At 47.6% G+C, this 23,674-nt stretch carries 24 protein-coding genes; 8 read left to right on the top strand and 16 right to left on the bottom strand.

The window, feature by feature from the left end; genetic code table 11:
• Window positions 1-7: 7 nt before the first annotated feature.
• From NO352_RS14045 to NO352_RS14075, 7 genes are all read right to left on the bottom strand, one after another.
• Window positions 8-961, bottom strand: coding sequence for an isochorismatase family protein (locus NO352_RS14045; RefSeq protein WP_005546386.1), 954 nt, complete (start codon window positions 959-961; stop codon window positions 8-10).
• Between the two features lie 237 nt (window positions 962-1,198).
• Window positions 1,199-2,827: a (2,3-dihydroxybenzoyl)adenylate synthase gene (locus tag NO352_RS14050; protein ID WP_289355931.1), complete on the bottom strand. Its 1,629-nt coding sequence runs from the start codon at window positions 2,825-2,827 to the stop codon at window positions 1,199-1,201.
• 3 nt (window positions 2,828-2,830) lie between these two features.
• Window positions 2,831-4,087, bottom strand: a complete 1,257-nt coding sequence (gene dhbC, locus NO352_RS14055; RefSeq protein ID WP_005546383.1) for an isochorismate synthase DhbC — start codon at window positions 4,085-4,087, stop codon at window positions 2,831-2,833.
• 44 nt (window positions 4,088-4,131) lie between these two features.
• On the bottom strand, window positions 4,132-4,917 hold the full coding sequence (locus NO352_RS14060) for a 2,3-dihydro-2,3-dihydroxybenzoate dehydrogenase (protein WP_289355932.1): 786 nt from the start codon (window positions 4,915-4,917) through the stop codon (window positions 4,132-4,134).
• A 15-nt stretch (window positions 4,918-4,932) separates the two neighbouring features.
• On the bottom strand, window positions 4,933-5,784 hold the full coding sequence (locus NO352_RS14065) for an alpha/beta hydrolase (RefSeq protein ID WP_289355982.1): 852 nt from the start codon (window positions 5,782-5,784) through the stop codon (window positions 4,933-4,935).
• Between the two features lie 21 nt (window positions 5,785-5,805).
• Window positions 5,806-6,846, bottom strand: coding sequence for an ABC transporter substrate-binding protein (locus NO352_RS14070; RefSeq protein ID WP_483311838.1), 1,041 nt, complete (start codon window positions 6,844-6,846; stop codon window positions 5,806-5,808).
• 48 nt (window positions 6,847-6,894) lie between these two features.
• On the bottom strand, window positions 6,895-8,112 hold the full coding sequence (locus tag NO352_RS14075) for an AraC family transcriptional regulator (protein WP_289355934.1): 1,218 nt from the start codon (window positions 8,110-8,112) through the stop codon (window positions 6,895-6,897).
• Window positions 8,113-8,938: 826 nt separating this feature from the next.
• On the opposite strand from NO352_RS14075, the gene NO352_RS14080 reads away from it, so the two are divergent.
• The 5 genes from NO352_RS14080 to NO352_RS25295 all read left to right on the top strand — a co-directional run bounded on the left by NO352_RS14080 (window position 8,939) and on the right by NO352_RS25295 (window position 11,147).
• Window positions 8,939-9,640: an aspartate/glutamate racemase family protein gene (locus NO352_RS14080; protein ID WP_005546373.1), complete on the top strand. Its 702-nt coding sequence runs from the start codon at window positions 8,939-8,941 to the stop codon at window positions 9,638-9,640.
• Window positions 9,641-9,869: 229 nt separating this feature from the next.
• Entirely contained in the window at window positions 9,870-10,187 is a 318-nt protein-coding gene (locus tag NO352_RS14085; RefSeq protein WP_268600897.1) for a PAS sensor protein, read from the top strand.
• A 150-nt stretch (window positions 10,188-10,337) separates the two neighbouring features.
• Window positions 10,338-10,670 carry a transposase gene (locus NO352_RS25285; protein WP_483311839.1) on the top strand — a complete coding sequence of 111 codons (333 nt, stop codon included), beginning with the start codon at window positions 10,338-10,340 and terminating at the stop codon, window positions 10,668-10,670.
• Between the two features lie 16 nt (window positions 10,671-10,686).
• Window positions 10,687-10,974: a transposase gene (locus tag NO352_RS25290; protein WP_483311840.1), complete on the top strand. Its 288-nt coding sequence runs from the start codon at window positions 10,687-10,689 to the stop codon at window positions 10,972-10,974.
• Window positions 10,971-11,147, top strand: coding sequence for an IS3 family transposase (locus NO352_RS25295; protein WP_483311841.1), 177 nt, complete (start codon window positions 10,971-10,973; stop codon window positions 11,145-11,147). The genes NO352_RS25290 and NO352_RS25295 overlap by 4 nt, the downstream gene beginning before the upstream one ends.
• Window positions 11,148-11,179: 32 nt before the next feature.
• Here NO352_RS25295 and NO352_RS14095 read toward each other — a convergent pair whose 3' ends face one another.
• Entirely contained in the window at window positions 11,180-11,965 is a 786-nt protein-coding gene (locus tag NO352_RS14095; RefSeq protein ID WP_005546368.1) for a hypothetical protein, read from the bottom strand.
• Between the two features lie 439 nt (window positions 11,966-12,404).
• Here NO352_RS14095 and NO352_RS14100 point away from each other — a divergent pair, with 439 nt between their 5' ends.
• Together NO352_RS14100 and NO352_RS14105 are read left to right on the top strand one after the other, a co-directional pair.
• On the top strand, window positions 12,405-13,286 hold the full coding sequence (locus NO352_RS14100) for a ComEC/Rec2 family competence protein (RefSeq protein ID WP_289355935.1): 882 nt from the start codon (window positions 12,405-12,407) through the stop codon (window positions 13,284-13,286).
• A gap of 5 nt (window positions 13,287-13,291) precedes the next feature.
• Window positions 13,292-13,510, top strand: a complete 219-nt coding sequence (locus NO352_RS14105; RefSeq protein WP_268600877.1) for a DUF3006 domain-containing protein — start codon at window positions 13,292-13,294, stop codon at window positions 13,508-13,510.
• Window positions 13,511-14,219: 709 nt separating this feature from the next.
• On the opposite strand, the gene NO352_RS14110 is transcribed toward NO352_RS14105, so the two are convergent.
• The 5 genes from NO352_RS14110 to NO352_RS14130 form a co-directional block, all read right to left on the bottom strand.
• Window positions 14,220-15,113, bottom strand: coding sequence for a carbohydrate ABC transporter permease (locus tag NO352_RS14110; RefSeq protein ID WP_289355936.1), 894 nt, complete (start codon window positions 15,111-15,113; stop codon window positions 14,220-14,222).
• A 122-nt stretch (window positions 15,114-15,235) separates the two neighbouring features.
• Window positions 15,236-16,117 carry a carbohydrate ABC transporter permease gene (locus NO352_RS14115; RefSeq protein WP_289355937.1) on the bottom strand — a complete coding sequence of 294 codons (882 nt, stop codon included), beginning with the start codon at window positions 16,115-16,117 and terminating at the stop codon, window positions 15,236-15,238.
• 104 nt (window positions 16,118-16,221) lie between these two features.
• Window positions 16,222-17,565, bottom strand: coding sequence for an extracellular solute-binding protein (locus NO352_RS14120; RefSeq protein WP_289355938.1), 1,344 nt, complete (start codon window positions 17,563-17,565; stop codon window positions 16,222-16,224).
• Between the two features lie 167 nt (window positions 17,566-17,732).
• Entirely contained in the window at window positions 17,733-19,250 is a 1,518-nt protein-coding gene (locus NO352_RS14125) for a response regulator (RefSeq protein ID WP_005546360.1), read from the bottom strand.
• Window positions 19,228-21,027 (bottom strand): cache domain-containing sensor histidine kinase, encoded by a 1,800-nt coding sequence (locus NO352_RS14130; protein ID WP_268600880.1) that lies wholly within the window; start codon window positions 21,025-21,027, stop codon window positions 19,228-19,230. Before NO352_RS14130 ends, NO352_RS14125 begins: the two co-directional genes overlap by 23 nt.
• A 220-nt stretch (window positions 21,028-21,247) precedes the next feature.
• On the opposite strand from NO352_RS14130, the gene NO352_RS14135 reads away from it, so the two are divergent.
• Complete coding sequence (locus tag NO352_RS14135) at window positions 21,248-21,670, top strand: hypothetical protein (protein ID WP_005546354.1); 423 nt, start codon at window positions 21,248-21,250, stop codon at window positions 21,668-21,670.
• A gap of 233 nt (window positions 21,671-21,903) precedes the next feature.
• Here the strand turns inward: NO352_RS14135 and NO352_RS14140 are convergent, their stop codons facing one another.
• The 3 genes from NO352_RS14140 to NO352_RS14150 form a co-directional block, all read right to left on the bottom strand.
• Window positions 21,904-22,227 (bottom strand): antibiotic biosynthesis monooxygenase family protein, encoded by a 324-nt coding sequence (locus NO352_RS14140; protein WP_005546350.1) that lies wholly within the window; start codon window positions 22,225-22,227, stop codon window positions 21,904-21,906.
• A gap of 115 nt (window positions 22,228-22,342) precedes the next feature.
• Window positions 22,343-22,990 (bottom strand): NUDIX hydrolase, encoded by a 648-nt coding sequence (locus NO352_RS14145; protein WP_289355939.1) that lies wholly within the window; start codon window positions 22,988-22,990, stop codon window positions 22,343-22,345.
• A 26-nt stretch (window positions 22,991-23,016) separates the two neighbouring features.
• Window positions 23,017-23,580 carry an AAA family ATPase gene (locus tag NO352_RS14150; protein WP_289355940.1) on the bottom strand — a complete coding sequence of 188 codons (564 nt, stop codon included), beginning with the start codon at window positions 23,578-23,580 and terminating at the stop codon, window positions 23,017-23,019.
• Between the last annotated feature and the right edge of the window lie 94 nt (window positions 23,581-23,674).

Consider the following 23,674-nt stretch of genomic DNA (forward strand, 5'->3'; position numbering starts at 1 on the left):
CCTCCTTTTATATCGAGTAATAATCATAATTAGGCACCGAGTTACTGCTGAGCTTGGCGGACAAGAGCTCCCACCAGCTTGCTACCGTCGGCCGTTCCGCCAATTCTACGAAGCTCACTGCAATGCTGCTGCGCCGCCAACGTTCCACTAAGCTCATAATACGAATCGAGTCCATCCCCCATTGCGTGATTAGATTATCTTGATCGCCAATCGCAGACGGCTCCTCCTGCAGCAGCTCTGCAACCGTTTCGCGCACAGATTGCAGTGTTACCGAACAACCCGCTTCTGCTCCGGCTGTTTCTTCCGATTCTTGCTCGGCAGCATGACGGTTAAGAGCGTTCAGAACCCGTTCCGTCGTTGCCACTACTGCACAACGCTCTGCCGCATAGGTTAACGCCATGTGATGCTTGTCTAGCGAAAAATCAGCTACCGCATCTGCAATGAGGAAGGGCTGGACATCCTGCATAAATGCCTCGCACGAGGTCATCAGGCAGCCAATATGCGCGTAAATCCCACATACGAGCAGTTGATCCCGTCCGCGTTCCCGTAATATCTCAAGTAAATTCGTTTTCTGAAAGGCACTGTAGCGCCATTTCGTCATAAGAATATCGTTTACCCGCGGCGCCAGCTCGTCTATGAACTTTTTCTGGTACGGTCCGTCATTAATGCCTGCCCCCCAGAAGTCCTGCAGCAATCCGCGCTGCTCAGGGGTCTGCCCCCCTGGCTGCGCCGAGTACACGACAGGGATGCCTAGCTCCGTACAACGTTCGCGCAACTCCTTAATATTCGCAATCAATTCGACCAGCGGCGATTCGCCCGCCTGATAGGCATCGACGAAATACTGCTGCATGTCATGGATAAGCAGTACGGCACGGCTTGGATCCGGACTCCAGTCGACTCTGTTCTCTGGTAGCTCTGCCTCACTTGGCATTCGATATGGAAGGATAGTAGGAAGACCCATCATTTTTCCTCTTTTCTCTAATTTTTATAGGATAAACGCTGCAACAACACGAGACATTTTCATGAATAGGAAACCTCATCATTTACTTTTCACATACTCCTATAGGAAATTCCTTCCAGATAATCTCAGACACTTTTAGACAATTCTTTGGGCGCTTATTCAAGCACTTCTTCTGTTGTTCTTCAGTAACTACTGCTAATGCTTCGTTACATCCATAAATGCATCTTCGCTTATCACTTACTTCTTGCTCAATGCCGCCTCCTGCTTCGCAGCGATCAGTTCCCGCAGCATCTTCTTGCTCACCTTGCCGACTCCCGTCTGTGGAAAGGATTCGACGAACTCTACGCGGTCGGGAATTTTATATGACGCAAGCCCTCTATCTCTTAGAAAAGCCTTCAACTCGCTGCCCGTTATGGCAGCTTCATATCGAATGACGAATGCACATGTGCGCTCGCCAAGGAATTCATCCGGCATAGACACAACAGCCGCATCATGCACACCAGGATGGGCAAGCAAATGATTCTCGATTTCCTCAGCCGCCACCTTATCTCCGCCTCGATTAATCTGATCCTTCGCCCGCCCTTCAATCACCAAATATCCAGCCGGAGTCATTCTGGCCATATCGCCTGTGCGATAAAAGCCGTCAGATGTAAAGGATCTTGCGTTGTGCTGCTCGGCTTTGTAATATCCGCGAATGGTATACGGCCCGCGCGTCAGCAAATGTCCCACCTCGCCCGGAGCCACTTCGTCATCCTCATCATCGACGATGCGGATTTCATCATATGGTGACATCGGACGGCCCTGCGTGTTGATTATCGTCTCCTCGGGGTCATCGAACCTCGTATAATTCACCAAGCCCTCTGCCATCCCGTACACCTGCTGCAGTGTGCAGCCAATCGTCGTTCTCACCCGCTTGGCAGCTTCTGCGCTGAACTTGGCGCCGCCAACCTGCAGCACTTGCAAATGGGAGAGGTCGCAGCGGCGTGATTCCGCGGCATCCATCCAAATTAAGGCAATCGGCGGCACGACGGCTGCAATAGTGACGCGTTCCTTGGCAATAAGCGGGAAGGCTTCATCAGGACTTGCTCCGCGGGCAAGCACGATCCGCCCTCCTGCATATAGCGTGCCAAGCACGCCAGGAGAGCTGAGCGGATAATTATGCGCAATCGGCAGTACCGCCAGATATACGCTGTGCTCATTCAATGCGCAAACTTCTGCGCTTATGCGCAGGCTATATATGTAATCGTCGTGCGTCCGCGGAATGAGCTTCGGCAAGCCGGTTGTCCCGCCAGATAATTGAAGGAAAGCAACGTCCCCGGAGCTCGGCCCCTTGATCTCGCCAATGCTCGGCTCGACATACAGATCATTCAGCGCTGTATACTCCCCTGGCTCACCCGCAACAATAATGCGGCGCGCATCCGGCAGCGTATCCTTCACCTGCGCGGCAAGCTCGCGATAATCGAACCCCGCATCCTTGTCGGGGATGACATACGCGGCTGCCTGTGTGAACTCGCATAAGTAGCCGATCTCGTTCTTGCGGTGCACCGGCAAGGAAAAGACAGGCAGTGCTCCGATGCGAAACAGCGCAAATATGACTTCAAAAAACTGTGGAATATTAGGAAGCTGGACAATAACTCGATCCTGCGCCCTAATGCCCAAACGATAGAATCCAGCTACCAGGCGATCTGCCTGTTCATCCAGTTCTGCATAGCTGACTCGCCGATCGCCGCTCACAATTGCAATGCGATCTCCATATTGGGCTGCACGGCGGCGCAGCATCGTGCCAAATGTCTCTCCCTGCCAGCATCCTTCCTGTCTATAACGTGCAGCAAACTCTTCCGGCCATGTCGGGCATCCTGCCAGCATCGTTCATCCCTCCTGCATCATCATCGGTTGTTGTTCATTCAGCCCGATCGCTTGCAGCAGCGTGCGAAGCTTGGCGGACGTCTCGGCTAGCTCCGCTTCCGCGGACGAGCCAACCACGATTCCCGCTCCCGCATAAAGACGCAGCGAGCGTCCCTCCACCTCCGCGCAGCGAATCGTAACGGCCCATTCTCCGTCTCCATTCGCATCGCACCAGCCGACTGCCCCCGTGAAGAATCCTCGCTCGAACGGTTCGATCTCCCGGATCACGTCCCGAGCCGCCTCCGTAGGCGTCCCGCAAATGGCAGGCGTCGGATGCAGCGCTAGAGCGAGCTCTAAGGAAGATATGGCATGATCCGCAAGCTCGCCGTTTATTTCCGTAGACAAATGCCACATTGTCTTCGTAGACACGAGCGACGGGCCTTCCGGCACATGAAGCTTGCTGCAATATGGACGGAGAGCAGATACGACCGCCTCAATGACGACCGCGTGCTCATGCAGATCCTTCTCCGACCTCAGAAGCTGGGCGGCACGCCGCTCATCCTCGATCGGATCATCACTGCGTGCCGCTGAACCAGCCAGCGGATTCACCTTGATTTGCATTCCCCGCTTCGTTACGAGCAGCTCGGGGCTTGCTCCAATTAACGTTTGGGCCGTTCCTGCCGCAGCAGACACGCCATTGTCTTTACTTACATGCTGCTGCTCCATCGTTAGTGGCACTGCAAACGTATATCCACGGGTATTTTGGCAGAGCAACCGATGCAACAGACGCTGCACATCAACGTCATGCGACAATGTCACTTCCAAGGATCGGGACAACACCACCTTCTGGAGCTCGCCCGATTGCAGCCGCTCAAGAACCTGGTTGACGCCCTGCTTATACTGTTCTGGCTCCGGAACTGCTCGTACGCTATAGCTGTCTCGTTCCGTTTCCTGTTGCAAATCATGCGTATCAATGCGCAACGGCTCGTACCGATGCACTTCCTTCGGTACATATAGGCGAACAGGCTCCTCCGCGTGAAACGGAATTGCCCCTACAACGACCGGGCAATCGCGGTCGCCCTGCCGAGCCGCATCTAACAGCTTCGCTACAGCCTGAGGCAAACTATCCTCATCTACAGCCTGCCACTCCACCAGCCGCGCCCATTCCCCGTGTGTCAGCAATGCTCCTTGAGGCGACGAGAACAAGAAGGATGAACCCGCCTGATATTGTTCCAAAAGCCGTATTCCCTCAGCTGTGGGAACGGCATCGTACTTTAACATGTCAATCGACTCCTTCCGCAATTTCTGCTCTTCTGACGTTTGCATCAACATCCCAATGTCGCGCCGCCATCAATGCACATATCGTGCATCGTGATGTGTCTTGCCTGTTCGGATGCGAGAAAAACGACAGCATCGGCAATATCCGATGGCTGTGCGATTCTGCCCAGCGGTATCCCGAGGCGGAATGATTCCGGCGAACCGGCAATCATTGCTTCGGCTCCGTTCTGTCCATTCCACAGTGAGCGCTGCATTTCGGTATCCGTAGAGCCCGGCGACACAATATTGCAGCGAATATGATGCCGAGCGTATTCCAAGCCTAAACACTTCGTGAACATCGTTGTGGCTGCTTTCGATGCCGCATAGGCGGACATATACGTACGCGGTACACCGGAGGCATTGGAACCTACGGTCACAATCGCTCCCGATCTGCGCTTGGCCATCCGCGTTACGACAGCGCGCGACATGTAGAATACGCCGTTGACATTGACCCGGAAGGTCGCCTGCCAATCTTCATCGCTCAGCGTCTCAATCGGGCCAGGCCGCAGTATGCCTGCCACATTGACAAGTACGCCGATTGGGCCAAGTTCCTTCTCAATCCGCTCCACCGTCACATCCACGGCGGAACTGTCGCCTACATCAACTGGATAAGCGGCTGCACGATATCCGTCTGTACCAAGCTCGGCTGCAAGGCTGACGCAGCCAGCCTTATTCCGATCGACGGCAGCCACGATTGCACCTTGAACGGCAAGCGCGCGCGACACCGCCTTCCCTATCCCCTGGGCCGCGCCTGTAACAACGGCCACCTTGCCTTCAATCCCTGAATATTTCATCCTGCCAACCTCTCTTTATTTGTCCGGGTTAAGTACGAATCGCAGCGCCCTGCTCACCAATATCGGAAGCACCGACACATGGCCTTCCTGCTCAAACTCCTTGTATTCTGCCTCTACTCCGATGTCTTCCGATATGGCCGACAAACGATTCGCCAATTCGCTGGCACGCTTGCAGTTACGGCATACATGCGTTTTTTCAAGCTCTCCTACACCAAGAAGCACCTGTGCAGGATATGAGCGATCTCCCGTTCTTGCTTGCTCGATAAAGTTCTGTTCCAGCTCTTGCATGTAATCCGGATTCCAATGGAGCGATGGACTGCCCGCGATGTAATATCGGAATGCCTCCGGCTGGCTGAACAGCGTATAGATCGTAAACAAACCGCCTAGCGAATGACCAAACAGCGCCTGACGATCGCGGTCAATCTGGAACTCACTCTCGATCTGCGGCTTCAGCTCTTCCTCAATGAATTGCAGAAAAGCCCCCGCCCCGCCTTGCTCAGGAAGTGGCGTACCGTCAGAACGCTGCTTGAAGTCCTCAGCTGGCAGCGGCGTAAAATCGTAGAAGCGATCCGGGGCATACGGCCCATTCGTCTCATACCCAATGCCTACAACAATCGCGGGCAATACCCCTGTCTTATCCGGCCTGCGGCATTGCAGCCGCAGCGCCTCCACCATCATGCTGAATACGGAATTGCCATCCAGCAAGTAAATGACCGGAAATCCGCTGGGTGGAGGCGATCCCATGGGCTGAGCCACCATAATCCGATACGTGCGCCGCTCCGCGCGTGAACGAAGTACCCATTGTTCCGCAAGAGGCAGCTCAATCCTATGGCGTGAAAACTTGGTAAGCGTTGGCGTTGAATTCATTTGTCCCAACCGGATTGCCCCCTATTCCGTCAACAATCGAACTGTGTCGTCAACGATTTTTTCGTACGCAATCAAGCCGCTCCCGAGCCAGTACTGGTTGTTCACTTCATAGACATGACCCTGCTTGGCCGCAGGCATGCTCTTCCAAATTGGACTGTCCATCATCTCCTTCATGCGGTCGCTTCCTTGATCGTAAGCGTTGATGACGAAAATATAATCAGCATCCAGTTCAGGAAGGACTTCTAGCGAGAGATTCGCGCTGTTCTCATTTCCAACCAGCTTCGTAATGCCAAGTCCCAAATCCTGATGCAGCACATATCCGCACAAATACTTGCCGCCCATCAGACTAATTCCTCTCGGCGCAAATCGAATAATAGCGACCTTTTTGTTCTCCGCAACCTTGCTCAGCTTCTCCTTACCGTCCGTTACCTTTTGCCGATAGGCCTGCAATGCCGCATCAGCCTCAGTGGACTTGCCGAGCAAGTCTCCAATTGTAGCAAGTGATTTTTCAATATTTCCAGACGCATTTTTAAAAACATACGTCGGTGCGATTTTTGCATAGCTTTCATAGGTTGTTGCGTCCTTAGCGTACGTTTCCGTATGTAGGATGATTAAATCCGGGTTGTAGGACATTAACACCTCCGGCGAAGGCAGCCCTGCTGACAAGTCCAGTTTCGGCACATCCTTCAGCTCCTCTTGCAGGTACTCATGCCCTTTCTTCCCGTTAGACCATTGCGCTACAGGTTTCACGCCTAGCTTCAGCAATGAGTCCTCCATGTTAGGGGCGAATATCCGCTTTGGTGCGGATGACAGCTTAAGTTCATGCCCTAGCTCGTCCGTTACGATCCGTTCTTCGGTTGCTGCTTCATTTTTTGCTCCGGCAGCAGCCGCCGCCACATTGGACGCGGCTCCTTTTGCACCCTGAGGTTCGGATGCAGCGGATCCGTCCTCCTTCTTAGCGCTGCTGCAACCTGCAAGCAAGCTTCCGATAAGCACACAGCATAACAGTGCTATTATTCGAATCTTCCAACTTTTTTTACGTGCATTCCGCCGACTCAACACAATATCTCCCCTTCATTGATAATGATTCTCAATCGACTTTGAGTATACTCACGTTGCGAAAGATTCACCATAGCTGTTATCCAGAACTGTGTTTGGACAATTTCCAGTAAAGAGAAGCAAAGCCTCATCCAGCATTCGGGCAATCGCAACAGCCGAATATTCAAACCAGGGATCAGCGGTTATCGGATGTACATGACCGTTCCGGACTGCTTGAAGCTGCTTCCACTCCAAAGAATGCTGCAGTGACAGCCAATATTTGCGGGAAGACGCCTCCGGACACACGGCAAGCAAAATTCGTTCGGGATTGAGCTCCTGTAGCTCCTCCATCGAAATCGTCGAGAGGCTGTGCTGCTCTCTTTCAAATGCAGACCTGATTTGCAAGTCATCGTACAACACTTCCTCCAAACCCCGATTGCGATACACAAATATTTGCGACTGGTAGATTCGCAGCGCTATAACGCGATCTCCCCCAAGAGTCCGTGTCGTTTGCGCGCGCCCGGATTTCACATTTTTTTCATAGCGATCGATCCATTGCTGTGCAAGCTCTTCCTTGTTCAAAAAACGGGCAATTCCCATAAGCTGCTCCCGCCAGCCTGCTTTACCCGGGACGATGTGAATAGGGGCAATCGAATTCAATTTGCTGCTCTCGCGCATTTTTAGCTGATCCGAGGCAATGATGACGTCCGGTCGTGCCCGGCACAGCTTATCCAGATTAATTTCAAACGTGAATTTATGATAAGGATCCGTTAACAGCAAATGCGTTTTAATTTTGCCGCTAAGTAGGTTGTAATAATAAGGAGACCACTTGGTATCGAGAGGTGCGGCCTCTGGGATAATGCCTAACGGGAGCAAAAGGCCAATGGCCGAGGACTGGCAAACGGCGACTTGCCTCTTCGAATTTTTAGCGAAATCAGATGGCGACACGCCGACCTCCTTTTTGAACTTTCTGCTAAAATAAAACTCATCCTTGTAACCTACCTTCTGGGCAATCTCCCGCAGCCTTTCACCCGATCCCGCCAGCAGGCGCTTTGCATGCATAATGCGCACACCCGTCAAAAATTCCATCGCGCTCTGACCGAACGTACGTTTAAATAAATCCACGAAATATTTGGGACTGATATTCGCCATTTCCGCCAATTGTCCGATGGTGAGCTGCTCGTTGTAATGCCGCTCCATGAATAATTTAATCTCCTGCAAATCCGTCTTCTGCATGTGGCCCATCGCGTTCGAGCCGTTATCTGTATGCGCTGTTTCTATCGTACGCATAAATATCCCTCCCTCTTGAATTCGCGGTGCAGCAATTTGATGAGTAATCCAAAAATTTATATAGTGATAATGATTCTCATTTTCAAAATTAAACTAACATACCATTATAGGGAAGTCAATGAAAATATGGAAATACAAAAAAAGACCCCAACATCTGTTGAGATCCTTTTACGTTACAATTTTATTTTTAATTTGAACCTATTCTGAACGTAAGCGGTGGTTCCATTTGATTCCTTAGAAACGTCGGCACACCTTTAGGTACGCTCAAAACGATCACCTTAGGCGATGGAGACTGCCAGGCAAGTGTACAATTTCAATTTTTAATAGGTACTTTCAAAACGGAGCCTTCCGCGTATTTGTTCGTGTTAGTTCGAATCGATTTCAATTTTTAATAGGTACTTTCAAAACCCAAGAAAATACCGCCAATACGCCCATTCTACCAAACAGCCACTTGAGCAAACAAGCCATATTTTCTTAACACTAAACAGACAAAAACTTATAGATTCCTTTTACTATCAACGATTTCCCCTTTATATCTCCTATTTATAATTTGTCGTCGATCCTCAAGACTTTTTACGCTGTTGGAGGTCGACGACAAAATTTTTACGTACATTTCGATTTAACCTGACCATCATTAGTCTTTCCAATATTATAATATAGTACCATTGGAGAAGGAGGCATATAAAAAGAAACATAGAATCTACACATAAAATAACTTTTATTTCACTGTTACTAGCCGCTTGTTCAGCTTACCGTCAAATCAGAAATTAAATGCGGTTATGAACGGAGTAGAATAATCAGGCAACTATATGAATGGAGGGGCAACATGAAAGTAATTGGTTTGCTTGGCGGAATGAGTTGGGAATCCTCGGTTGAATATTATCGGGTCATTAATGAAGAGGTAAAAAGAAAACGAGGAGGACTGCATTCAGCAAAATGCCTTTTGTATAGTGTCGACTTTGAGGAGATTGAACAGTACCAGTCAGAAGGAAATTGGGAAAAAGCCGGGGCTGTACTAGCTAACGCTGCTCGTTCTTTAGAAAAAGGAGGGGCTGATTTTATCATTATTTGTACGAATACGATGCACAAAGTTATCGATAATATCCAATCCAAAATCAATATCCCCATTGTACATATAGCAGACGCAACGGCAAGCAGAATTAAAGAAAACGGGCTTCGAACTGTCGGGCTACTTGGCACCAAATACACGATGGAGCAGGATTTTTATAAAGCCCGCTTGGAGCTGAATGGAATAAAGGTTATTGTACCCCATGCCACGGAGAGAGAACATATCAATAAGATTATTTACGAGGAATTATGTTTGGGCAAGATTCACCAGGAATCAAGGGATTATTATAAACGAGTGATCCATGGATTAATTAAAATGGGCGCTGAAGGAATCATTCTAGGATGTACAGAAATTGGATTGCTGGTAAAACCGGAGGATTCCAAGGTTCCTGTATTTGACACAACCTATATACATGCTGTTGAAGCTGTAAATTTATCTTTAAATGAAAAACTAAAATGACCATCCCCCTATCAAGTATGAAAAGAAATCTTACGCTGCAGGCCGTTTCTCGGTATTCCACTGGGGAACGGTTTGTTGAGGTTCTTTTGAAGAAATTCCTTTCTCCCTTTGCCCATCTGTTCTTATAAAATCCCCGAGCATTCAAAACACCGCCGTATCAGCATATATTTCATTCCGATACATATGGATATTATATGATTTAATATACCAAATAAGGAAGGAGATAGTCGTGAATTACAAATTATGGTCATTCGTGTTGTCAGGTGTTTTGTTAGTCGGCTCGCTCACACCAACAGTAGGTGCAGCCCCGCCCCCCACAGCGCCAAACTCTGCAAAAGAAGATTATGCAGCCCAACGTACCGAACGAGTCGTATGGGCATATAACAAGAAATATTACCCTACGAGAGCATCCATCCCATCGACATATCACTACGATGATGGTAAGTACGCTGGTAACCTCAAAATTACGGTTGTCATCTCGTATAAAGATGGAGCCGGTGATTGGTGGGGTGTAACTTACGAGGGTCCTGTTTATCCAATTCACTAAGATCTGATAATGCCGCCCCTTAGAGTGGCTATAGAGTAAGGTTAAAATAAAAAGCCGCCCATAGTGGTAATATCCCCTCATGGTAGACAACGTAAAAAAGACATCTGTTAAGATGGACTTAAATCGTTATCGACCGGAGGGGATTTTTTCATGGGAGAACGGGGCCGTACGAATAACAGTTATCCTGAAGAGTTAAAAATGCAAGCAGTTAAACTGGTAACCGAGGGGAATATGTCGTACCGAGAGGTGGCCAAACAACTTAGGATTCGAAATAAGACACAGGTAGAAGTATGGTTGAAGCGGTATCAGGAAGGCCAACCATTTAAACAAAAAGCCTTTCGTAAAGGACGACCGAAGATCAAGTTCACAACTGTAGAAGAAGAAATGGCGGCGCTATTTCGGCAAGCAGGCGTCTGTTGTTCATTCCAATCGGCTGGGTCGCAAGTTCCATGCAGAAGCGCCGCTGCGCAAGCTGGTCACTGATATTACATACATTCGTGTGGGAGATCGTTTTGTATATCTCTCCGTAATCCAGGATCTATACAACAACGAGGTTGTGGCTTGGCATCTGTCCGAACGAAACGATCTCTCACTTGTTACGAAGACAGTGGACATCCTCAGCGAGAAAACAAATCTTACCGGTGCTCTTCTGCATTCTGACCAAGGGTTCCAGTACACCTCAAAGCCGTTTAACCGTATACTCACAAAGCTTGGGATCGTTGGTAGCCATTCTCGACGTGGAAACTGCTTTGACAATGCCTGCATCGAATCGTTTTTTCACATCTGAAAACCGAAGAAATATATCTAACCAATCTACGATCGATCTCTGACTTGGAACAAGTTATCCATGAATACGTTTCGTTCTACAACCATGAACGCTTTCAGAAGAAACTAAGCGACCGTTCCCCGGTGGAATACCGAGAAACGGTCGCAGCATATTTTTTATTCTTGTCTACTTGACAGAGTTATGACCACTAGGAGCGGCTTTAAAATTATTTAGTCTTATATTCATTTACTTCGAACGTTAAGATCTTATCAAAGATAACGTAGTCTTTACGTGCGCTGAATGGTCCTTTGTTATTGTTGTGCTTGTCAATAGCATAGGATGCAGTTCCCGATCCAGCTTGTTTGTTTTCGTACCATGTGATGAATGCATTTACCTCATCCATGCTCAGATCAAATTCTTTTTCTAAACCTGTGATCATAGTGACCACTAAGATTGCTCTATCCCCTGATTCAGGCGTAGGTTCTGGCTTAGGATCCGGTGTGGGTTCTGGTTCTTGAGAATTGTTATAGAGATTAAATTCCCTGACATCTAAAGATTCTTTCAATCCATTAAATAGAAACACCTTATAAATTCCGCTTGTTTCAGGAATTTCGATTAGTCTTCCATCTGCTTGTTCAGCAGGAATTTCTAACAGATCTTGACCATTCACTTTAATGTAAGTGCCACTTTTATCGTAAAATCCTACACTAATAGCTTTAGTTGCACTAACTCTTAACGAAGTTACTGTAACCGGCTCCGAGAACGATTTAACAATATGATCTTGATTAGTCCCAACATTCCAACCCGACATTGTTACTGTTGTAGATTCATTGTTATCAGTGACCTCTGTTACTAGTGTTCCTGGCTTTGTTGCATCTGAGGCTAAATAAAGACCGACTCCGTCCAATATTCCCCCTCTGTAATCAGTAGCTGCAGATGTCTGCATTGGCATAGATACTACAGTCACTACAGCTAATGCAGCCATTAAAAATATTACAAAATACTTCTTCATGATGACACTCCCCATGTTGTTTATTCACATTCATATTACATTGTTAATGAGTATGTGTCCATATTCACATAAGCTCTTAAATTTGGTTAATTTCGATTGCTTAGCTATACGTTTTGTCCTATCCTATCGAATCTTAATATATGTTTTTTACATATAAGCATTTTCAAGATTTAACACAACCTACATACATGCTGTTGAAGCTGTAAGCATATCTTTAAACACGGGATTATAAAACAACAAAGTTACCCAACTCACCCAGATAGTGAGTGGCATGAAAGCACCTTCCCATGAGTGTTCTTATATCGCAGGATATAGCACAAATTTGAAGGTGTTTTTTGCTGAGCATGAGTTTTTTCTTATATAGAAATGAGACCAATATCAACTATCTTCATCCTTTATTCATTATGATAAAATAGATTAGTAGGAGAGGGAGGCATCTATGAAGAAACTATACTTACTATTCGTACTTTTGGCTGTATTTCTGACAGCCTGCTCGCCAGTGACTGCAAGTAGGGAAACCCAAGGAAACATCCATCAAGACAAGTCCACAACACACTCATCAGAAGTATTGAAGGTCTACTATCTTGACGTAGGGCAAGGCGATTCAACACTTATCCGCACGCCCAAAGGTCAGCATGTGTTAATCGACGGCGGGGACAACAGTCAAGGCGAGAATGTCGTGAAATATTTGAAGCAGTACGGCGTAAAAGAACTGGACGCAGTCATTGCCACTCACCCTGACGCCGATCATATCGGCGGTCTGGATACTGTGCTGAATGCGATTCCAGCTAAATCCGTATATGCGCCTAGAGTATCGCACACTACAAAGACATACGAAGATTTTCTATTCGCCGTCAAAAATCAGAAGCTCAAGATTAAATCCGCCAAAGCGGGTGTCGAGCTCCCGCTAAATGGGGTCCGCGCTGAGTTTCTCGGCCCTGTTGGGGACTATGGAAAGGATTTGAACGCCTGGAGTGCGGTTCTCAAGCTTACATACCAAAATACATCATACTTATTCTCTGGAGACGCTGAACGCAAAAGTGAAGCCGACATGGTGAAAAGCGGAGCCAACCTCAAAGCAGATGTATACAAAGTAGGGCATCACGGCTCGGATACGTCCTCATCCACTGAATTCCTACAGGCAATCAATCCAGCGTATGCGGTCATTAGCGCTGGCAAGGATAACAAATACGGGCATCCGAAAGACATTATCATGAAGCGTCTCAAAACAGCCAACGTTAAAGTGTACCGAACCGATAAAGAGGGTACTGTCACTTCAATAAGTGACGGGAATTCAATAACATTTGAGAAGGCGAGGTAAAAGCATTGATTCAAGGTGTAATCGACCAAATTGAATGCGATATCGCAACCATAGAAGTTGAAGACGGGCATACCATCGAGTATCCGAAACACCTGCTGCCCGGTGAAGCTGAGGTTGGAGATGTGGTTCATATTCGTGGGAATGTAATTACTGTAGACAAACAAGCGACGGCAGAACGCAGAAAAGAAGTCGACCAATTGATGGATGAGTTATTTGAGGATTAGGCTCGACCTACCCTTTAGCACCCTTCGTCTGGACTTTCCCAGCACAGGGTGCTTTTTCTTTTCCCTCACCGAATAAAATAGATGCTGCTAACTTCTACATTTTACTCAGTCGGGTTCAAGTCGTTCAGCATATTGTAAACATATAAGTGTGAAAGGGAACTTTTAAACCGCTGTAAAAAACAAGCCCTGTAGTATGTGTGCCATATTTGCAATGACGATACCGATAATGACATGTGAGCAATTGAACTGGAAGTTAGGTACAAAGAAACTAGACGAACTCCCTATAGAAAAAAGCCCTGCTTCATCAGCAAGGCCTAACACACGTGCATGTGTTTTATTGAAGGCAGTAACAGTGTTCATTCCTATCGTATTATATAAAGCATGAGCATAAAATGATGACCAATAAAATGAACAGAACTAAGATTACGCCTGTGGAAGTAAAGCCTCCAACTCCACAACCCGCATTGCCAACGAATTCACCCATTGAGATGACCTCCTTTCTCTAGGTACATATTCATTTTATGATGCTGAGAAAGGTTAGACACGGCGCGTTGCCAATACGGAAAGAATTAGGCATTCCACAAGCAGCATTTATCCCCTGCTGCAAGACGCAAAACTCCAGGCTATTTTTCCTCAGCAACAACAAAAAAAGCAAAAATACCGCCAACTCCTTTCGTTGGCGGTAACTCTGCTGTATCATCTTCGAACGTTATCCCTTCACTGCTCCTGCCAGCATCCCCTTCATAATCTGCTCCTGGAAGAGCAAGTACATAATGATCGTCGGAACAACCGACAGGCTCAGCGCGGCGAGCGTCAGACTGTAATCCGTGCCGTATCCATCCGCGAAGATGGAAAGACTTAGCGGCAGTGTCTTTAGCAGCGGATTGCTGATGAAGACGAGCGGGAATGCGAAGTCATTCCAGAAACGCAGGAAGCCGAGTACGGCTACAGTTGCAAGCGCAGGCAGCGACAGCGGAAGAATGACCCGCAAGAAGATTCCGGTATAACCCGCTCCATCGATCAAGGCCGCTTCCTCCAGCTCTTTCGGGAAGGAGGTCATGTATGCGGACAGAACAAATATCGCGACCGGCAGCTCAAATGCCGTATAAGGCAGTACAAGCGCCGCATAGGTATCGAGAATAGACATTTGCTTCATCATAATGAATAGCGGGACAAGCGTGCTGTGTATCGGAATGAGCATGCCGAGCAAGAACAAGCCCATGATATACGGCTTCCACTTGAAGCTGAACCGAGACAACACGAAGGCTGCCAGCGCTCCGATCAGCAATGTAGCAAGCAACGAGATTACCGTCACAGCCAGAGAATTGCCGAAGGCGACATTCATACTTGCAACATCCCATGCCCGAACGAAGTTCTCCCATCTCCACTCAATCGGCATGCCGAATGGAGAGGAAAAGAATTCTTCATTGCTTTTAAAGCTGCTTATAAATAGCCAAATTAATGGATACAGAGTCAACAAAGCGTACAGCACAAGCAATACCCATGTGATGCCGGCAATACACGGTTTCCATGCCAAATGAGAATAACGGCTCTTGCGAGAGGAAGGCATGCGGCCAAGCTGTTGAACGGGTTGGTTCCCCATGATCCACTCCTCCTGTCTTCTTGGACTTGGATGACGCAACACACAATCTACATCCACATAACCATAATAGATCCACATCGATGTCATCCATGTTACTCATCATGTTCGAGACCTTCCTCTACTTAGAGCGCGTCCTTTTTCCGATTCATCAACAATTGACTGACGACAATAAGAATTAAGCTAAGAATGACGATAGATGTTGAAACTGCACTGCCATACCCATATCGGAAAATATTGAACGTGTTATTGTACATGTACGTGGCAAGCAGCTCGGTTGAATGTGCCGGACCGCCATGTGTCATGATAAAAATCAGATCAAACGCCTTCAAGCTCCCCGAAATGCATAGGATTACAGCCACCTTGATCATGCCCCAAATCATCGGCAGCGTAATGCGGGACAGCTTCTTCCAGCCTACGGCGCCATCCAGCTTGGCAGCATCGTTCACTTCACTCGGTATATTTTGCAAAGCCGCAATGAACAAAATTAGATACGGCCCAATATTGCTCCATATTATCGGCGGCCCAATAGACAGCATGGCTACCTTCGGATCTGACAGCCATCCGAGCTTCCAGGAAGATAGCCCAAGCGAATCAAGAAGATAGTTTAATATACCGATCTGCGGATGATAAATGTATCCCCATACTAATCCAATAACGACGGAAGACAGCACCATCGGCATGAACACCGAAGCCCGAATGAACTTCTCGTACCAACGGTTGCGGACAAGCAGCAGCGCCAGCAGCAGGGCAATTGGAACTTGCCCGACCACGGAATAAGCAACGATATACAGATTATTGCGGAATGAGCTCCAGAAGATCGGATCGCTAACGACTTCCCTATAATTTTGCAGTCCAATGAACTTCATGGCGCCCATGCCCTTCCAACTAAAAAGCCCATAATACGACGACCAGATAACCGGAATAATGACGAATACAGCATAAATAAGAAGCGCGGGCAACAAGCCAAGCACGATAAACATCCGCGCACGCGATGCAGCAGTCATAGACATCTATCCTTTTCTTTTGTTAGGCTGCATAATATTCCATGATCTCAGTACTTTTGCCTATATGACCGAGATGCAGATGCTAAGTGTGAACTGAATCCATCCTACTCCTTCAGTCCCTGCTCCTGCGCATCCTGTATCTTCTTCGCGATATCTTCGGCCTTCCCGCCGAGCAGTAGCTCCTGCAAGCCATTATTAACAGCCTCTGTAGCGCCAGACGTTAATTTTGAATCATAAACAGGCGTTCGCTTCACTTCGTTAACAAGCTCATACAGCTTGGCGAACAATGGATTTACTTTGCTCTTATCAAGCTCCACCTTGAAGCTAACGAGTTGATTAGCCTCTAATGTCGTCTTCTGGGCGTCAGGGCCAGCCAACGCGAGAACAAGCTCTTCTGCAACCTTTTTCTTCTCACCCTCAATCTTGCTGCTTAACGCAGGTCCGACACCAATGGCACCAGAAACAGAGTTCGGATCTCCCTTGCCGCCCGGAATAGATGGTAGAACAGCGATACCTGTTGAATCTAGTATCTCTTGTGGAGCAGATGCAGCCAGATTCGTAACCGCCCATCCGCCTTCGATGAACATCGCAGCCTTGCCCTGTGAATACAATTGTTCCATTTGTGTCGTGTCGATCGCATTGAAGCCATCCTGGAACGCGCCAACCGTCGCAAGCTCCTGCAAATGCCCAAGCGCCTTCACAAATTCAGGGTCCGTAAACTTCACTCCATCCTGGGCAACTGCTTTCAGGAACCAATCCGTTCCCGTCACCCGATCCGCAAGTGAACTGAGGATACTGGATTGTGCAAGCCACGGAGCCTTGTTGCCAAGCGCAATTGGAATGATGTTTTTGGATTTAAGCGTTTTAACTGCATGCAGCAGCTCATCCCACGTCTTTGGTACGGTTAAGCCATTGTCCGCTAACATTTTCTCGTTGTAATACAAAATGGATGTAGGCGACAATCCCATCGGAGCACTGTAGATTTTACCGTCAAAAGTAAAGTCATCAAAGGAATTCGGCATATAGCCGTCCTTCCACGCCTGATTCGAATTCAGCAGCTCATCCAGCGGCTGAATCAAGCCTGCGGCCGAGAACTCCTTGGCAATCGTTCCGGGATGCATAATGAATACGTCCGGCATCTCATTTGCAGCCGCAACCGCTTTCAACCGTTGGCGATACGCATCCGGCGGTATCGCTTGAATCTGCAAATCTACATTTGCGTGATTCTGCTTGAACTGCTCAATAATTCCCCGCATTGCCTTGGCGCGCAGGTCTTCCCCGGTGAAGTTGTGCCACAGTGTAAGTTGAATCCTATTTTTTGAATCTGTTTTTGCCCCCGAATTAGACTCTGTTGACGATGCTGAACCGCCTCCACACCCTGCCAGTACCAATGCCAACATCATAACGAGCATAAGCATTTGACTCCAACGCATTTTGTCCTTCAACATTCACAGCCCCTCCTTATGACTTAGAAACAAGTTCAAAAAGCATCTCCGTCCAGCACCGCATTGCTTGTTTGCCGACATATTTTTGAACGTTTATCCACTTGCTACCACTATAAATTGAAGACTCCTCAAGCAAAAGGAGATAATCTTCGGTGAAAGGGGGACTTTTTTCAGTTGTGAAGCCGATACTGAGACGGGGATAATCCCGTATGCTTTTTGAACAGCTTGCAAAAATATTTCACGTCCTCATACCCGCAATCACTAGCCACATGGCTTATTTTGCGCTCCGAACCCGTTAACAGCTCCTTCGCTAGTCTCATGCGCTCCGCAGTCACGAAGTCAATATAGTTCATTCCCGCTTCACGCTTGAATACCTCGCTAAAGTGGTTCGGATTCACATGCACATAGGCGGCAACTTGCTGCAAAGACAAGCTGTCATGCAAGTGCTCCCTGATATAGAACATCGCACGCTGAATATAGGAGCTGGTACGGTTCCGATCATCGTACTGCTGATAGCGTTCCATAATCGCACAACATGCGTGATACAGCGCCTCTTCCACACGCTGATCGGACAAAAGACGATGACGGATATCGCGAAGTGCTCTTTCTTCCGGAATCATTCGCTCCAGCCAGCGGCACGCGGACACAAGAATGGACTGGGTGTATGCCAACAGCGAGTCAGGTGTCGTCTGTTCATCCTGCATGTGAACCGTGACCACGCTTTGAATCCAATGCGCCAATGCCGCTCGATTTCCTTGCGTTAAAAGACTGAATAGCTCAGCCTCTTCCTCACGTGTGCATACTATCCTTCCTCCCGTTCGATGCTGGATGTCCGCATATGAAATGACTCCTTTCCAGTTCGCGATCTGAGCATAGGCAAATGCCTGCTCTGCTTCCCCGTAAGACTGCTTTGTCTCTGTGAAATGAGCGACCACGGAACCACAAGCTGCAAATATCGAGCATTTTAGAAGCCTCTCACATGAAGAGAGTGTATCGGTTAAGAGTCTAGAGGACTCAAAGGCTGTCTTCAGCCGCCACAACAGCACCATATGACTCGAATGCAGCAGAGTATCGCATTGCAGCGTCTCCTCAATGAAATTGGCAGCCGCGAACTGCAGCAGCTGTTCATCCTTCCAGCCAGATACAGTAAGCATGATGACTTGATAAGCTGTGGAGATTGGTTCGAGATGAAGCAATTCAAGTATTTGTCGACGTGCGGATTCTTCTTCCGGCATTCCCTCCGTCAATACCTTGTCCAAAAGCTGTGTTTTCAACATGCGCATGCTCATTCGTCCTGCACTAGCTTCCTGCCGCTTTACTTCTAATCTCTGCTTAGCCCTCAATACCGCCTCCATAATTTCCTCTGGACGGCCTGTCTTCAAGATGTAATCCTGAGCTCCTGCCCGCATCGCCTGTTGTGCATAGGCAAAATCATCATAACCGGACAGCATAATGACTTCTGTAGATGGATAATGGTTTCTCACGAGAGCTGCCAGCTCCAAACCGCTCATCGCTCCCATTCGAATGTCTGTCATTACAATGTGCGGCTGTTCTTCTTGAATTCGCTGCCATGCCTCTTCTCCCGAAGCGGCAGGCTGCAAGGGGGCAATTCCTATCGCCAGCCAGTCGATCACTTGATGTATGCCTGTTCGAATAATAACTTCATCATCGACGATAAGCAGCTTCATCGCCTTCTCCCTCCTCCTCTTTTTCTATGGACGAAATCGTGAAGGATATGGTTGTTCCTCGTCCCTCAACACTATGTAACACTAACCCGGACTCTTCTCCATAATGCAGCAGGAGCCGCTGGTGCACATTGCGCAGCCCATAGCTGCTTGCTGGCTTAATGGTATGATCAAGCGGTACCTCTATTTGTTGAAGGAGCGTCTGCAATTGTTCCTGTGACATCCCCTGTCCGGAATCTTCAATGGTGAATTGCATATGGCCCATTTGGGTCAGCTGTGCACTTACGGTAATGCAGCCCTTCGATTGCTTGCCAAGGATGCCATGAATGATCGCATTTTCGATCAACGGCTGAAGCAGCAGCTTCAGCATGTGCTCGGATTCAAGCTCGGAGCTGATATGAAAAGCAATCTCGAATTTCTCCGGGTAGCGAATCTGCTGTATGGATGCATAATGCTGCACATGGAGCACTTCCTGCTTGACCTGACAATACTCGCTTCCCTTATTTAAACTAAAGCGCAAGAAGTCGCTTAACGATCCTACCATCTGCGCGATTTTGGCATCCTTGTTCATGAGCGCCATCCAATGTATGGACGCAAGCGTATTATATAAAAAGTGCGGGTTAATCTGCGCCTGCAGTGCCTGCATATCCGCCTCTTTTTTCATCGATTCTTGGCGTTTCACCTCCTGCATGAGGACATGAACGCGTTCTCCAAGCTTGTTATAGCTGTGCACGAGCATGCCGATCTCATCCGAGGATGTAATCGGCAGAGCGATGACTTCTCCGTCTGGACGAAAGCCCTTCAAGGATGCAGCAACCGTCTGCAGCGGTCTTGTCACTCGAATAATAAGGAACAGTACGATTCCTGCAATGATCATCATGGCTAGACCTACCGTAATCGCAGTCACTGTAACTACATATTGGTTCTGAGCCTGATACTGCGCATACGGAATTACGGCCAACAGGAGCCAATCAACATGAGGTACCTTTGCGTACACAATCGTCTTCTTGTTTTCCCCCTCCCCATATGTGACAAAGCCCTGCCCTTCCTGCATGTTCAGCACGTCCAAGCCGGGCAGCAGATGGGTCACTGCTTGCGTCAATCCATCCCTCATCGTTCCTGATATCATCCGTTGATCACGATCTACAAGCAGCAAGCTTTCTCCGCTTATGAGGGCCGGCTTCATCATAAATTCAGCGATAGCGGCCTCGCTAATGCTGATAGACAACACCCCCTTAGGCTGATAAGTAGTCATGCTCCCTATCGGCCTAACGAAGGAAATCACCTTTTCTTCTCCGTTCGTTGTCTCATTGGTATAAAGCGAGCTCCACCATTTATCATGTAGTTGCTGGATGATCGTGTTGTTTCTGTCTTTGAAAAGCCCATTATTGAAGATAGTCGTGTTGGATAGCGTGTGATTGCCGTTGTTTGGGTAAATGGAGATGTTGGAAATGTAGGATTTTGAAAAGGCAAAGTTAGATAGAAACCCCATAAGCTTAATTTGCAGCCCACTGCCTTGATTGGTTGAAGCTAGATAACGCTGAATGTCTTCCTGTCCGATGAGGAAAATGGACATATTCTCAACATCCTGCACGATGAACTCCAGATTCGTCTTGATCTGATCCAGCAGCCCAAGGCTGGACTGCTTCGTTCGCTCTTCGGCTTCCATCGCTGCAATGCTGTACAATACGTACCCCAGGGACAATAGCGGTACAAGAATGGCACCTAACAAGATAATGGATAGCTTGCGCTTCAATGATTTGCCCACCCATCGCTGCATACAGAAGCATTCCTCCTATTATCGAACATGATAACTAGGTAAAATTATACAGACTCTATTTAAAAATGAAACAACCTAAAGGGCACTTGTGTTCACCTGATCAAGAATCAAATGAAGAAAACATATAATATTTTTTATCATTCAGAGTTTTTTGTTCTAAATTATGGTTAATTATCATATTTTAAGATCGTATGTTTTATTTTTAAGTAGGAGGTTTTTTATGTTAAAGCGGTATTCAACTCTTTTGCTTTCAGCGACGGTAATGCTAACATTAGGTACGGGTTCTGCGCTGGCTAAAGATTCGCAAGTTCCATTTCATACAACGGAGTCCCAAGCAACGAAAGGATCCGAACAAAGCGTAGCCCCGCTTGCAACAGGGAGTCTCCAAATCTCTTGGAGTTTCGTCTTAAATGTCGACCATTTCAAAGTTTCGGTCAGAGACATGGAAACCGGCCAAATTGTGATCGAACACCAACAATACGGTGTAGCTACTAAGAATATTACTCTTTCTGGACTAAATCCCCATCAGCATCAAATCTGGGTAGGTGCATTTGATACTTACAATAGGAAATTAAAAGACGGAATAACACAAGCATACGTATATGGCGGTTCAACAACAAGTGTGAAGGTCGAGCTTAATTAATTCGTATATCTCCAATATACTTCTATATCTAAATAGACTACGCAATCGTAAAAGGATGCAGGGCCGGTTCTCGTACAGAGGACCGGCTCCTTGTGTTGCGTTTGCGCTCCGGATTGGCTTTTACTTGAATAACAGAAGTGGCTGTGACACCCTTAGCAAGCATGATGTCTGATTAACAAAAAGAGAGCATCCGTATGGATCCCCTCTTCTGATTACGCTATATTCTGATCAAATTAAATCTTCACGAATGTCTTGACGGCCTTCACTTCATACACCGCATGCTGAGAGCCCAATATATGCTCTGGCTTCGGCTTGCCGCGGCTCTGTCTATGGCCTTCAATATGAGCTTCGCTTGTCTCCCATTTCTTCCATGCCTCTTCAGACTCCCAGCGAATGAGAATGACGACTTCCTCATCACCTCTGCTGACTTTCTTTACGCAAATGCTCAAATCGATAAAGCCCTCTGATTTCTCGATAACGCCCGCGCCACTGAACCTATCAACCACCAATTGTGAAGTTCCTTCCTTCACTTGGATCGTTTTCGTTTCGATAAACATATCTCGCTCTCCTTTTATCGGTTGCTGCGTCCACTACATGATCATTCGTTCGTATTATTGAAAAAGGTTCTCATTCATCTCATCATACAAAACCAGTATGCTATTAATCCATGGATTATTTCCGGATGAAGCATGGAGATTCAAGAAGAGCCAAGCTTGCAATTTGATCGAGTACATATTCATAATAACTTGTTCTGGATGGGACAAAGTCCTTCATCTTTAATTCCAGCTTGCTCCCGCTCACACCGTTCGACGGCATAAATTCCTCGCCAGTAATTTGCTGTACTTCGCCTGCAATCAGCTTGCGGAATTGTGCTGCTTCCAGCATGACAATGGATACCACTTCATCTTCCTGCAATCGAAAATCTGTAATGTCTCCTTTGTATTCATGAAGAAATACATGACAAAATTCATTATCAATCCTATTTTCGTGCTCAATACTGCTTGGTATAACACCACTGTACGTTAGCTGAGAAAATTCAACCTCGATCCCCAGTTCCTCACGCAACTCCCGAATCCCATCCATTGGAGTTTCTCCGGCTTCCAGATGGCCCGCAGCCGTAATATCCAGTAGACCCGCATAATCTTTCTTCTGCGGATGTCTGCGTTGGAACAACAAAAGCAGCTTTCCATTCTCGATCTTCCACAACCAGCAATGGAAGGTTTGATGCCAAAATCCCCTAGCATGAGCCTCGTCCCGTGACCTAACACCGATAGGCTCCATTTCACTTGTAAATGTATCGAGATATTCCTTAGCAGCCATTATTTGTCCTCCGATTCAAAATAAACTTAGCGTATTTCTGCCTCTGTCCACGCTCTGCGCATGATTTCGTCGACGGTTTCTTCCGGTGTCATGTCAGAGCTGTCCAGCCACATGCCGATTCGAGGCGTGGCATGACGGAGACCTTCGTCTAAATCCTGAACACTCCAGAGCCCATACCCTTTCTTCTCTCGCAACGCTTCACGTTCCGCCACAATTTCAGGCTTAGGACAAAGTACAACGAGATAGAGAGGACGTGTCCGAATATACTGTAGGAAAGACTGTAACACTTCTCCGATAATGACATCTTGAACGACCGTCGTAAATCCGGCTTCTACATAGGCATCCACTGTACCTGCAGCTAAACGGTATCGAAGGTGAAGCTGATTGATCGCTTCCTCCGCAGCATCGGGCAGCATTTCCTCGCGACCACTTACGATCATGCGGCGGAACACGTCGCCGCGAACATGGACGCCTCTCGCAAAGCGTTCCGCCAACAATTGCGCAACCGTGGATTTGCCTGACGCCATAATACCGGTAATTACGAACAAGCTTGAAGCATTACGCTGATGATCTCCAGTCTGTCCGTTCATCCTGCGCCCTCCCTGTCCCTGGATTCAATAATATAAATCAATAATATACACATTACTAATGTACTATATTTTTCGATAGACAGTTAAAATGACA

This window comes from Paenibacillus sp. S-12 (assembly GCF_030363895.1).
GTDB classification, from domain to species: domain Bacteria; phylum Bacillota; class Bacilli; order Paenibacillales; family Paenibacillaceae; genus Paenibacillus_B; species Paenibacillus_B alvei.